This window comes from Achromobacter sp. GbtcB20 (assembly GCF_019091095.1).
Classification (GTDB): domain Bacteria; phylum Pseudomonadota; class Gammaproteobacteria; order Burkholderiales; family Burkholderiaceae_B; genus Achromobacter; species Achromobacter mucicolens.
Map to the genome: position 1 here is coordinate 32,807 of NZ_JAGXJZ010000008.1, position 12,094 is coordinate 44,900.

General features: G+C 66.0%; 10 protein-coding genes. 4 read left to right on the plus strand and 6 right to left on the minus strand.

The annotated features are described in order from the left end of the window. Window positions 1-7: 7 nt before the first annotated feature. Complete coding sequence (locus KVT32_RS12600) at window positions 8-934, minus strand: LysR substrate-binding domain-containing protein (RefSeq protein WP_152385301.1); 927 nt, start codon at window positions 932-934, stop codon at window positions 8-10. Between the two features lie 168 nt (window positions 935-1,102). On the opposite strand from KVT32_RS12600, the gene KVT32_RS12605 reads away from it, so the two are divergent. From KVT32_RS12605 to KVT32_RS12615, 3 genes are all read left to right on the plus strand, one after another. Further along, window positions 1,103-2,785: a thiamine pyrophosphate-binding protein gene (locus KVT32_RS12605; protein ID WP_217618300.1), complete on the plus strand. Its 1,683-nt coding sequence runs from the start codon at window positions 1,103-1,105 to the stop codon at window positions 2,783-2,785. Window positions 2,786-2,916: 131 nt separating this feature from the next. Next, the gene (locus KVT32_RS12610; RefSeq protein ID WP_056326766.1) at window positions 2,917-4,110 is read left to right on the plus strand and encodes an acyl-CoA dehydrogenase; all 1,194 of its coding nucleotides are present in this window, start codon (window positions 2,917-2,919) and stop codon (window positions 4,108-4,110) included. A gap of 256 nt (window positions 4,111-4,366) precedes the next feature. Continuing rightward, window positions 4,367-5,353 (plus strand): TRAP transporter substrate-binding protein, encoded by a 987-nt coding sequence (locus KVT32_RS12615; RefSeq protein WP_217618301.1) that lies wholly within the window; start codon window positions 4,367-4,369, stop codon window positions 5,351-5,353. A gap of 9 nt (window positions 5,354-5,362) precedes the next feature. Here the strand turns inward: KVT32_RS12615 and KVT32_RS12620 are convergent, their stop codons facing one another. The 5 genes from KVT32_RS12620 to KVT32_RS12640 all read right to left on the minus strand — a co-directional run bounded on the left by KVT32_RS12620 (window position 5,363) and on the right by KVT32_RS12640 (window position 11,428). Beyond that, window positions 5,363-5,806 carry a MaoC family dehydratase gene (locus KVT32_RS12620; RefSeq protein ID WP_056326762.1) on the minus strand — a complete coding sequence of 148 codons (444 nt, stop codon included), beginning with the start codon at window positions 5,804-5,806 and terminating at the stop codon, window positions 5,363-5,365. Between the two features lie 71 nt (window positions 5,807-5,877). Further along, window positions 5,878-7,134 carry a benzoyl-CoA 2,3-epoxidase subunit BoxA gene (boxA, locus tag KVT32_RS12625; protein ID WP_217618302.1) on the minus strand — a complete coding sequence of 419 codons (1,257 nt, stop codon included), beginning with the start codon at window positions 7,132-7,134 and terminating at the stop codon, window positions 5,878-5,880. Between the two features lie 41 nt (window positions 7,135-7,175). Continuing rightward, the gene (boxB, locus tag KVT32_RS12630; RefSeq protein ID WP_056326758.1) at window positions 7,176-8,603 is read right to left on the minus strand and encodes a benzoyl-CoA 2,3-epoxidase subunit BoxB; all 1,428 of its coding nucleotides are present in this window, start codon (window positions 8,601-8,603) and stop codon (window positions 7,176-7,178) included. 46 nt (window positions 8,604-8,649) lie between these two features. Continuing rightward, the gene (gene boxC, locus KVT32_RS12635) at window positions 8,650-10,320 is read right to left on the minus strand and encodes a 2,3-epoxybenzoyl-CoA dihydrolase (RefSeq protein ID WP_217618303.1); all 1,671 of its coding nucleotides are present in this window, start codon (window positions 10,318-10,320) and stop codon (window positions 8,650-8,652) included. A 199-nt stretch (window positions 10,321-10,519) separates the two neighbouring features. After that, complete coding sequence (locus KVT32_RS12640) at window positions 10,520-11,428, minus strand: helix-turn-helix transcriptional regulator (RefSeq protein WP_217618304.1); 909 nt, start codon at window positions 11,426-11,428, stop codon at window positions 10,520-10,522. 176 nt (window positions 11,429-11,604) lie between these two features. On the opposite strand from KVT32_RS12640, the gene KVT32_RS12645 reads away from it, so the two are divergent. After that, complete coding sequence (locus KVT32_RS12645) at window positions 11,605-12,078, plus strand: DUF4863 family protein (RefSeq protein ID WP_056326752.1); 474 nt, start codon at window positions 11,605-11,607, stop codon at window positions 12,076-12,078. Window positions 12,079-12,094: the final 16 nt, after the last annotated feature.

The following is a 12,094-nucleotide window of genomic DNA, read 5'->3' on the forward strand; positions in this document are numbered from 1 at the left end:
CGGGATTCTACGGCGCGGCGCGGTTGGGCAGGCGCTCGCCCACGCCGGCGGCGGCGGACTTGAGCCAGGACTCGAACACCTTCAGCGCCTCGGAGCGCTCGCTGCGCTGCGGATAGCCGAAGTAATACCCCTGGCTGACCGCCAGCGACTGCGGCACGGGCATGACGAGGGCGCCCTGGTCCAGCGCCGGTTGCGCCAGAAAGCGCGGCATCAGCCCGACGCCCAGCCCGGCCTGCACCGCCGCCATCACCATGGTGAAAAGCTCGTAGCGCGGACCGCCGGCTGCCTGCGGTCCGTACAGATGGCCATTGGCCGCGTACCACTGGCGCCAGGCGTCCGGCCGCGAGGCCAGATGCAGGTGCGTCATGCCGGTCAGCGCTGCGCCCCCCGCTTGCGCCACGCGATCGGCCAATTCGGGCGCGCAGACCGGCACCAGCTCGCGCTCAGGGAATAGCAGCCCGCCCTGCGTGCCCGGCCAGAGCCCGTCCCCGTGATACAGCGCGCCGTCGAACGGCTGGTCCTTGAACTGGAACGGCAGCGTGCGCACGGACAGGCTGACGGTGATATCGCCGTGCTCGCGCTGGAAATCCGCGAGGCGCGGGATCAGCCAGGTGGTGGCCAGGGTGGGCACGACGGCAATGTGGATGCTGCGCCCCATGCCGGTCCGGCTGACAAGCCCGAAGGTGTCTTTTTCGATCTGGTCCAAATGGTGACGGATGCGGCCGGCGTATTCGGCGCCATGGTCGGTCAGCACGATGCGGCGGCGCACCCGGGTGAAAAGCTGCACGCCCAGCCGCGCCTCCAGGCTGGCCACCTGCCGGTAGACCGCGCTGTGGGTCAGCGACAGCTCCTCGGCGGCGCGCGAAAAACTGCCCAGCCGGGCCGAGGCCTCGAATGCCTGCAGGGCGCTCAGATTGGGAATGCCGTTTCTCATGGAGGGAATGCCGCCTGAAATGCGGCCCGTCGCGGCGCGCGCGCATGTTGCGGTGCACCAGGCGGGACGTGCCGGGGGATCAACAGAATGTGCAATTTTATCAATTGCGTTGTGCGCTCAGGGAACATATGCTCGGCAGTTCTACCCTAGGCTAACCACGACACCACCATGCCTCAGCAAGATTCCCGCCTTGGCGGTCACATTCTGGTCGACCAACTGGTCGCCCAGGGCGTCAAACATGTATTTTGTGTCCCCGGCGAAAGCTATCTGGCGGTGCTGGACGGCCTGCACGATGCCGACATCAAGGTCACGGTGTGCCGCCAGGAAGGCGGCGCGGCCATGATGGCCGACGCGCACGGCAAGCTGACGGGCGAACCCGGCATCTGCATGGTGACGCGCGGCCCCGGCGCCGCCAACGCGCTGGCCGGCGTGCACATCTCCAAGCAGGACTCCACGCCGATGATCCTGTTTGTCGGCCAGATCGAGCGCGGCATGCGCGAGCGCGAGGCCTTCCAGGAAATGGACTACCGCGCCGTGTTCGGCACGCAGGCCAAGTGGGTGACCGAGATCGATCAGGTCGAACGCATTCCCGAACTGATCTCGCGCGCGTTTCACATCGCGACCTCGGGCCGCCCCGGTCCGGTGGTGATCGCGCTGCCGGAAGACATGCTGGTCGAGGCCGCCAAAGTGGCCGACGCCCCGCGTTACGAAGTCATCGATGCGGCCCCCACGGCTGGCCAGCTGGCCGATCTGGAAAAGCTGCTGGCTGACGCGAAGAACCCCGTCGCCATTCTGGGCGGCACGCGTTGGGACGCCCGCGCCGTGCAGCAGTTCGCCGATTTCGCGCAACTGCATTCGCTGCCGACCGCCGTGTCGTTCCGCCGCCAAATGCTGTTTCCCGCGGACCATCCTTGCTTCATCGGCGACGTGGGCCTGGGCATCAACCCGGCGCTGCTCAAGCGCGTGACCGATGCCGACCTGATCCTGCTGGTGGGCGGCCGCATGTCGGAAAACCCCAGCCAGGCCTACACGCTGCTGGACATTCCCGTGCCCAAGCAAAAGCTGGTGCACGTGCATCCCGACGCCGCCGAACTGGGTCGGGTGTACCGCCCCACCCTCGCCATCAACACCTCGCCGTCCGCCTTCGCCGCGACGCTGGCCGGCCTGAAGGCGCCTGCCGCCCCCGCTTGGGCCGACGGCACGAAGGCGATGCGCGAGTCGTACCTGAAATGGAGCGACCCCGACGCCATCACCACACCGGGCGCGCTGCAGCTGGGCCAGGTCATGGCGTATCTGGAAAAGACCCTGCCCGCCGACGCGATCATGACCAATGGCGCGGGCAACTACGCCACCTGGCTGCACCGCTTTCACCGCTTCACCCGCTTTGGCACGCAGCTTGCGCCGACTTCCGGCTCGATGGGCTACGGCCTGCCGGCAGCGGTGGGCGCCAAGCGCGTATGGCCGGACAAGACCGTCGTCTGCTTTGCGGGCGACGGCTGCTTCCTGATGCACGGCCAGGAATTTGCGACGGCCGTGCAATACGACCTGCCCATCATCGTGGTGCTGGTGGACAACGGCATGTACGGCACGATCCGCATGCACCAGGAAAAGCACTATCCGGGCCGCATTTCCGCGACCCAGTTGAAGAACCCCGATTTCGCCGACTACGCGCGCGCCTTTGGCGGCCACGGCGAACGCGTGGAGACCACCGAACAGTTCGGTCCGGCATTTGAACGTGCATTGGCCAGCGGCAAGCCGGCGATCCTGCACTGCTTCATCGATCCGGAAACCATCAGCCCGTCCACGACCCTCGAAAAGATCCGCGAGGCGGCGCTGAAGGCCCAGCACTGAACCCTGCACGGGCGTCAAGACCGGCGGCGCGCCCAGGCGCACCGCCGTGCAAACCCCAACTTGCCGCCCGAATTATTTTAAGTTTAAACTTTCTAGATTCCGATCACGGAAATCCATAGCGGAGACCCAGCATGTCCTCGAATCCCTCCTTCCACTGGCAAGACCCCCTGTTGCTGGATCAGCAGCTGACCGAAGAAGAGCGTATGGTGCGCGACGCCGCCTACGCCTACTCGCAGGACAAGCTGGCGCCGCGCGTGCTCAACGCTTTCCGCAACGAGAAGACCGATCCCGAGATCTTCTCCGAAATGGGCGAGCTCGGCCTGCTGGGCGCCACCATCCCCGTCGAATACGGCGGCGCTGGCCTGAACTACGTCAGCTACGGCCTGATCGCCCGTGAAGTCGAACGCGTCGACTCCGGCTACCGCTCGATGATGAGCGTGCAGTCCTCGCTGGTCATGGTGCCGATCAACGAATTCGGCAGCGAAGAACAAAAGAAGAAGTACCTGCCCAAGCTGGCGCGCGGCGAATGGATCGGCTGCTTCGGCCTGACCGAACCCAATCACGGCTCCGACCCCAACGGCATGGAAACCCGCGCCGTCAAGACCGCCGACGGCTACAAGCTGAGCGGCAACAAGATGTGGATCACTAACTCGCCGATCGCGGACGTGTTCGTGGTGTGGGCCAAGTGCGTCGGCGGCGACTTCGACGGCAAGATCCGCGGCTTCATCCTGGAAAAGGGCATGAAGGGCCTGTCCGCCCCCGCCATTCACGGCAAGGTTGGCCTGCGCGCGTCGATCACCGGTGAAATCGTCATGGACGAGGTGGAAGTGTCCGCCGACCAGATGATGCCCGGCGTGTCCGGCCTGAAGGGTCCGTTCACCTGCCTGAACTCCGCCCGTTACGGCATCGCCTGGGGCGCTGTCGGCGCCGCCGAAGCCTGCTGGCACACCGCCCGCCAATACACCCTGGACCGCAAGCAGTTCGGCCGCCCGCTCGCCGCCAACCAGCTGATCCAGAAGAAGCTGGCCGACATGCAGACCGAAATCACGCTGGCGCTGCAAGGCTGCCTGCGCTTGGGCCGCATGAAGGACGAAGGCACCGCCGCCGTCGAAATCACCTCGATCATGAAGCGCAACTCGTGCGGCAAGGCGCTGGACATCGCCCGCCTGGCCCGCGACATGCTGGGCGGCAACGGCATCTCCGACGAATTCGGCGTGGCCCGCCACCTGGTGAACCTGGAAGTGGTCAACACCTACGAAGGCACCCACGACGTGCACGCCCTGATCCTGGGCCGCGCCCAGACCGGCATCCAGGCGTTCTATTGATCGCCTGCCTGGTGTAGCAAAGGAGGCCGCCCATGGGGCGGCCTTTTTTTTGGCGCGTTGCGGCAGCGCCAGGTGTCTGACACCCTCTGCGCCGTCGCTACAAGCTGACGGTCATCTCCCCAGGGTGTCAGACACCGACCGTATTGGACTACGCCATACGTCCGATCCCTCCCCGCCTGCGCATTGCCGAAAGCCCGACTAGGCGTACGCCTGTATACCTCTTACGCTTCACGGGTCCCTTCACGAGGAGTCGCGCATGCACGGCATCACCCCCCTGCGCCTGGCGGCAGTCGTCGCCATGGCGTTCATCGCCCAAGGCGCTCAGGCCGCCACGACGCTCACCATGACCACCGAGTACCCGGCCACCTCCATGCCGGGTCAAGGCGTGTCCACGTTCGCCGAACTGGTGCGGGCCAAGTCGGCCGGCAATGTCGTCATCGACGCGAGCTTCGACGCCGCCAAGGGCATCAAGTCAGGCGACATGATCGAGGCCGTGCAGACGCGCAAGGTGGATGCGGGCGACGCCTTTGCCGGCGCGCTGGCCACGAAGTATCCGATCTTTGGCGTCTCGTCCCTGCCCTTTCTGGCCGACTCGCTGTCCAAGGCGCGCAATCTGAACAAGGCGGCGCGCCCGGCGTACGAGAAGCTGCTGGCCGCGCATGGCCAGAAGCTGCTCTACACCACGCCGTGGCCCGCGTCGGGCATCTGGTCCAAGCAAAAGCTGGACAGCGTGGCGGCGCTCAAGCGGCTCTCCATCCGCACCTACGATGCGACCTCGCAGGACGTCATGCAGCGGGCCGGCGCAAAGGCGCAGAACATTTCGTTCGCGGACGCCATGGCGCGCATCGCATCGGGCGAGGTGAACGCGGTGCTGTCTTCCGGCGATGGCGGCGCGGGCCGCAAGCTGTGGGAACACCTGCCGAATTTTGCCGAGATCAACTACGCCATGCCGGTCTCGGTGGCGACGATGAATCTGAAGGCCTACGAGGCGCTGGATGCGCGCTCGCGCAAGGCCATCGACCAGGCAGCCGCGCAGACCGAGGCCGAGCAGTGGAAACGCATCGAGGGCCGCCTGCAGCAGAACTACGCGAACATGCGCAAGAACGGCGTCGCGATCAACACCGCCGTGCCCCCGGCGGTGAAGAAGGCGTTGAAGGACGCTTCCGCCGAATCGATCAACGCGTGGAAGGCGGCGGCCGGCCCGGAGGCGGCCGCCATTCTCAAGCAGGCAAGCAAGCGGTAGCCGCTGCGCCTAGTTGTTGCCGGACAGGTCGAACAGGCTGGTCGCGTCCATTTCCAGCACGCTTTCGTCGTGCTGGTTCACGACCGTCCATGCCCAGTTGATGATGCCCAAATCGGGGCGCGAGGACGAGTGCCGCGCGCCCTGCACGCGCGCGTGCAGGCGCAGGGTGTCGCCGGGGCGTACCGGCGTGCGCCAGCGGACTTCGCCCAGGCCGGGCGAACCGAAGGATTCGGAATCATGCAGGGCGGCGTCGACCGCCATGCGCATGGCCATCGCGCAGGTGTGCCAGCCGCTGGCGATCAGCCCGCCCCAGCGGCCTTCCGCGGCGCGCTGCGGATCGGTATGGAACCACTGGGGATCGTACTTGCGGGCGAACTCCAGGATCTCCGCTTCCGTCACGGTGACCGGCCCCGCCTTGATCACCATGCCGTCCTTGAATTCGGCGAACTTCATGTTGTGTTTTCCCCCTGCCAACGAAAACGGCGCGCCCAGGCGCGCCGTTCGTCACGCAACTGTTGTTGGAATCAGTACGTCTCGAAGTGCAGCCGGCCTTCACGGCGCAGCGCATCATGCAGGATAGACCAATCCTCGCCCGACTGCACCACCACGTCGCGCAGGGCGTCCAGCACGCCGACTTCCATGCCCTTCAGCCCGCAGACATAGATGCAGGTATTGCGGTCGGCCAGCAGCCCGCGCACGTGCGCGGCCCGTTCGCGGATCAGGTCCTGCACGTAGCGCTTGGGCTGGCCGGGTTCGCGCGACAGCGCCAGGTTGATGTCGATGAAATCGCGCGGCAGCTTCATCAACGGGCCAAAGTACGGCAGCTCACGTTCGGTGCGCGCACCGAAGAAAAGCATGAGCTTGCCGATGTCCGCCGTGCCGATCAGGCGGCGGCTGCGCTCGGTCATCGCGCGCATCGGGGCCGAACCCGTGCCCGTGCAGATCATGATGAGATTGGCCTGCGGGTGGTTCGGCATCAGGAAGGTGTGGCCGAAGGGGCCGATCACCTGCACGGTGTCGTTCTTGGCCAGGTCGCACAGGTAGTTGGAACACACCCCATGCGCGGCCGCGCCGCCGTGGTCCTGGGTGACGCGTTTGACCGTCAGCGACAGGTTGTTGTATCCCGCCCGTTCACCGTCGCGCGGACTGGCCAGCGAATACTGGCGCGCATGATGCGGCCGGCCCAGCGCATCCACGCCCGGCGGCAGGATGCCGATGGACTGGCCCTCCAGCACCGGGAACGGCTGCTCGCCGAAGTCCAGCACGATGTGGTGAATGTCGCTTTCCGTGTCGGCGCCAGTGACGCGATAGTTGCCCACCACGGTCGCGGTGATCGGCGTCTTGTGCGTGTAGAGATTCACGTAAGGATGCGCGGCCGACCACGGCGGCACCGCGGCGCCGGGCGTGGCGGCTGTCACGGCCACCGCCTGCGCGAGGCCCGATTCGGCCTGCGGCGCCGGCATGGGCTGACCGCCCTCGCCCCCCGCCGCCACATCTACCGGCAGCGGCTTTACCTGCGGCAGCTCTTCCCAGCCCAACTGGTCCTGCACCGAATAGGCCTCGGCCCGCACGACCAGCCGCCAGTTGTCGATCGAGCCCGTCGGGCACGGCGGCACGCAGGCCATGCAGCCGTTGCAGATTTCGGGATCCACCACGTAGTTGTTCGCATCGTGGGTGATCGCATCGACCGGACAGGTCTCTTCGCAGGTGTTGCAGCGGATGCAGATCTCGGGATCGATCAGATGCTGCTTCAGGACTTCCACCGGTAATGGGGCGTTCATCGCCGTCCTCCCTACGCGCGGGCATGCGGCCCGCGCGGCCTTTAGTTGAAACGCACGTACTCGAAGTTCACCGGCTGGCGGTTGATGCCCATGACGGGCGGCGCGATCCAGTTGGCAAACTTGCCCGGCTCGGTGACGCGGCCCATCAGCGACGCGACGAACGCGCGATCTTCCGGCGTGGGCAGCCACTTGTGCTGGTTGGCCTGCCACTGCGACTCGGACAGGATCTCGCCTTCGGGCGACATGCGGATGCCGGCCAGGGTGCCGATCTGGCGGTTGAACGCCTTGTGCGGCACCTGCAGGCGAAACGCCAGGCCGCTCTTTTCGATCACCTTGTTCCAGCGGCCGATGCCGGCCACCGAATCGCGGATGAAGTCGTCGCGCAGCACTTCGTTCAGCGCATTGAGCATCGGCACTTCGGTCTCGGACAGCTTGCCGTTGCTGACGTTGAGCACCCGGTAGGTGTCGTTCTTCAGTTGATGGTCGTCGGTGCGCTTGCTCTCTTCGTACCGTCCCTTCAAGCCCGATCCATAGAAGATGGCGGCGTTGGACGACTGGTCCGCGCCGAACAGGTCGATGGTGACGCTGTAGTGGAAATTCAGGTAGCGCTGGATGGTGGGCAGATCGATCACGCCCGCCGCGCGCACGGCTTGCGGGTCGTCGGTTTTCAGTTCCTTCATCACTTCGCAGGTGCGCTGGATGACGCGCGAAATGCCGGACTCGCCCACGAACATGTGGTGCGCTTCCTCGGTCAGCATGAACTTGGTGGTGCGCGCCAGCGGGTCGAAGCTGGATTCGGCCAGCGCGCACAGCTGGAACTTGCCGTCGCGATCCGTGAAGTAGGTGAACATGTAGAACGCCAGCCAGTCCGGCGTCTTCTCGTTGAAGGCGCCCAGGATGCGCGGATTGTCCGAATCGCCCGAGCTGCGTTGCAGCAGCGCATCGGCTTCCTCGCGCCCGTCACGGCCGAAATAGCGGTGCAGCAGGTACACCATTGCCCACAGGTGCCGCCCTTCTTCGACGTTGATCTGGAACAGGTTGCGCAGGTCGTACTGCGATGGCGCGGTCAGGCCCAGGTGCCGCTGCTGCTCGATCGACGCCGGTTCCGTGTCGCCCTGCGTGACGATGATGCGGCGCAGGTTGGCGCGGTGCTCGCCCGGCACGTCCTGCCACACGTCGCGGCCGATGTTCTCGCCAAAATGGATCTTGCGCTGGCCGTCCTGCGGCGCCAGGAAGATGCCCCAGCGGTAGTCGGGCATGCGCACGTGATTGAAGTGGGCCCAGCCATCGGGCTCGACGCTGACCGCCGTGCGCAGGTAGACGTCAAAGCCGTGCGAACCGTCGGGGCCCATGTCCTGCCACCATTGCAGGTAGTTGGGCTGCCAGTGTTCCAGCGCGCGCTGCAACGCGCGGTCGCCGGACAAGTTGACGTTATTGGGAATCTTGTCGCTGTAGTTGATGCCGGACATGTCTCTCTCCTAATTTTTTTAAGATGGGCCGCCAGCCGCGCGGCGCTCAGACGCGGTTCCAGTCGAATGCCGCCTGCTCGCCCTTGCCGTACAGCTTGAGCGCGCCCTTGTCGCCCGCCGCATTGGGGCGGTTGAAGATCCAGTTTTGCCAGGCAGTCAGCCGGCCGAAGATGCGGGTTTCCATGGTTTCCTGGCCGCCGAAGCGCAAGTTGGCTTCCAGACCGGTCAAGGCATCGGGCGACAGCGCGCGGCGCTCTTCCAGCGCCAGCCGCACTTCGTCGTCCCAATCGATGCTGTCGGGCGCGTAGGTAATGAGGCCCAGTTCCAGCGCGGCGGATGCGGGCAGGCTGCGACCGGCCTGCGCGCGCACCGCCTCCAGCGGCTGCGTCTCGCCGTAAAAGCGCCGTTGCAGGCGGCTCTGGCCGTTCACCATGGGGTACGCGCCGAAATTGCGCTCGCCCACCACGATCTGCGGCGGCGGGCCGTCGATGGCTTCGTCGTCCTCAACGTCCAGCATGTAGCTGCGGTCCGCGGCCAGCGCCAGTTCCAGCAGCGTGCCGGCAAAGCATGAACCCGGTTCAATCAGCGCGAACAGGCTGCGCGACGTCACGTCCAGCCGCGCCAGGGTGCGGCGCAGCATGCCGGCGGTCTCGCGCACGAACCAGTGGTCGGCGTGCCGATCCAGCGCCGCGTCGGCCGCAAGCACCGCCTCGGCGTCGCCCTCCGTCTTCAGGATCCAGGTGCCGATGTCCAGCTCGTTGGTGCGCATCGACAGGATGGCGTCATCCAGTTCGCGCGCCATCTGCAGCGGCCACCAGGCGGCGCCCGCGGCAACGATGTCCGGCAATTCCGTTTCGACGCGGCCTTGCGGCGCACGCACCGTCCACGTCGCCTGACGCTTTTCGCGGTCGAGCTGCACGTCGACATAGCGATAGGAAAGACTGCTCTGCGTTTCGGTGCGTTGCAGCGGCGTCAGCGCCACGCCCTGCTCGCCTGCCGGACGGTCGCTGTCCTGCGCCAGGGCAAGCGCGCGGGCCCGGACTTCCTCCTCGAAGCGGGCGGGCTTGACCACGTCGTCCACCAGCCGCCAATCCTTGGCACGCTGCCCCCGCACGCCCTCGACCAGCGTGCAGAAGATGTCCGCGTGGTCATGGCGCACGCGGCGCTTGTCGGTCACGCGGGTCAGCCCGCCCGTGCCCGGCAGCACGCCCAGCAAGGGCACCTCGGGCAGCGCAACGGAAGACGAGCGGTCGTCGATCAAGAGGATCTCATCGCAGGCCAGGGCCAATTCATAGCCGCCCCCCGCGCACGCGCCGTTCAACGCCGCAATGAACTTCAGCCCGCCGTGGCGGCTGGAGTCTTCGATGCCGTTACGGGTTTCATTGGTGAACTTGCAGAAGTTGACCTTCCAGGCGTGGGTGGACAACCCCAGCATGAAAATGTTGGCGCCGGAACAGAAGATGCGGTCTTTCATGCTGGTGACGACCACGCTGCGCACTTCGGGGTGTTCGAAGCGGATGCGTTGCAGGGCGTCGTGCAGTTCGATATCGACGCCCAGGTCGTACGAATTGAGCTTGAGCTTGTAGCCGGGGCGCAGGCCGCCGTCTTCGGCCACGTCCATGGCCAGGGTGGCGACCGCACCGTCGAAAGTCAGGCGCCAGTGCCGGTACTGGGCGGGATCGGTCCGGAAGTCGACCCGGTTGATGGGACTGCTCATCGTGTGTCTCCTCGTACGCCCTGTTCGTTGACAGGAAAAATACTGCACTACATGAATTATTATGCAGATTAGTGCAGGCGTTTTGGAGCGTCAAGCGGAATATGCAGGAAAGTGCATGTCGCGATGCGTATCAGGCGCGCAGCAAAAAGGCCGCACCGAATGGGGCGGCCTCGGAGACGAAGGCGGCAGGCCGGCGGCGCTACAACGGCAACCCGCAGGCCTTGCGGACCTGCGTGCGCAGGCCGGCGAAGCTTTCGGCCACTTCCAGGTTGCTGGTCACCCAGGTCAGGTCGGCTTTGGCGTAGAAGGCTTCGCGCCCGGCCAGGATGCGCTTCAAGTCGGACATGGCTTCGTTGTTGCCCGACATGGGGCGGAAGTCGCCCTGCGCCATGACGCGTTCCATGTGCTCTTCGGGCGTGGCGCGCAGCCAGACCGTAAAGCAATGGGTCAGCAGAAGGTTGAGCGTGGCGGGTTCGGACACCAGCCCGCCCGGCGTGGCCAGCACCATTTCCGGATAGATCTGCACCGCCTCTTCGAGCGCGCGCCGTTCGTAGCGTCGATAGGCGTTTGGACCATACAGGTTATGGATTTCCAGGATGCCGCAGCCGGCCACCCGCTCGATCTCGCGGTTCAGTTCCACGAACGGATAGCCCAGGTCGTCGGCCAGCATCTGGCCCAGCGTCGACTTGCCCGCGCCGCGCAGGCCGATGAGCGCCACGCGCTGGGTGCGGTTGGGCCGCTGCGCGCCCGCCCCCACGCCGAACAGCTGCGTCAGCGCCTCGCGCGCGCGCTGCAGATCGGACTCGGTGCGTCCGCTCAGCAACTCCCGGATCAGCAGCCAGTCGGGCGATTCCGTGGTCACGTCGCCGACCAGTTCGGCCAGCGCGCAATTGAACGCCCGGGCAATCTGCAGCAGCACCAGGATCGACGCATTGCCGACGCCGTGCTCCAGGTTGGCGAGATGGCGTTCGGATACGCCGGTTGCCTGCGACAAGCCCTTGCGCGTCATGCCGCGGATGGCGCGCAGGCGGCGCACGCGCTCGCCCAAGGCGATCAGGAAGGGCTCGCGCCGGGGTTCGATGGGCGCCGTGTCTAGCGCTTGATTCATGGTTCGACTGACTCCGCAAAAACCCTGATTACCGCTCTTTTATGCACTATAGTGCTTGACCCACATCAATGGAAGCACTATTTTTCCATCCAACGAGTCCACAGCCGATCCGGTGCAAAAAAACAGCAGTCCAAATGCGGACTGCCTGAGCGCCGACAGTGTAAAGGAGCCGCTTGGTGAGTACGCCCGACCAATTCCACGCCCTGATGCGCGATGTGACGCGCCTGACGGCCGGCCAGCCGCTGGACGCGGCGCTGCAGGTCCGGCTCAACCAGGCGGCCGGCCCGGACAGCGCCCTGTTCCAGGACATCTTTGCCACCTGTAGGCAGGGCGTGGCCGACGGCTGGATGTGCAACCGCGAAGGCGGCGGCATCAAGTACGGCCGGGTCATCAAGCCCGCCGACGACCTGGGCGGCTGCTCGGTGGACGTCGTCGACATGAATGACCTGGCCGGCCCGCACCACGCCCATCCCAACGGCGAGATCGACATGATCATGCCGCTTACCGGCGACGCGCGCTTTGACGGCCATGGCGCGGGCTGGCTGGTCTACGGACCGGGCTCGGCCCATAGCCCCACCGTCACGCGCGGCAGGGCCCTCGTGCTGTATCTGCTGCCCGGCGGGGCCATCGAATTCACGCGCCCCGGCTGAAAACCGGCCCGGACGC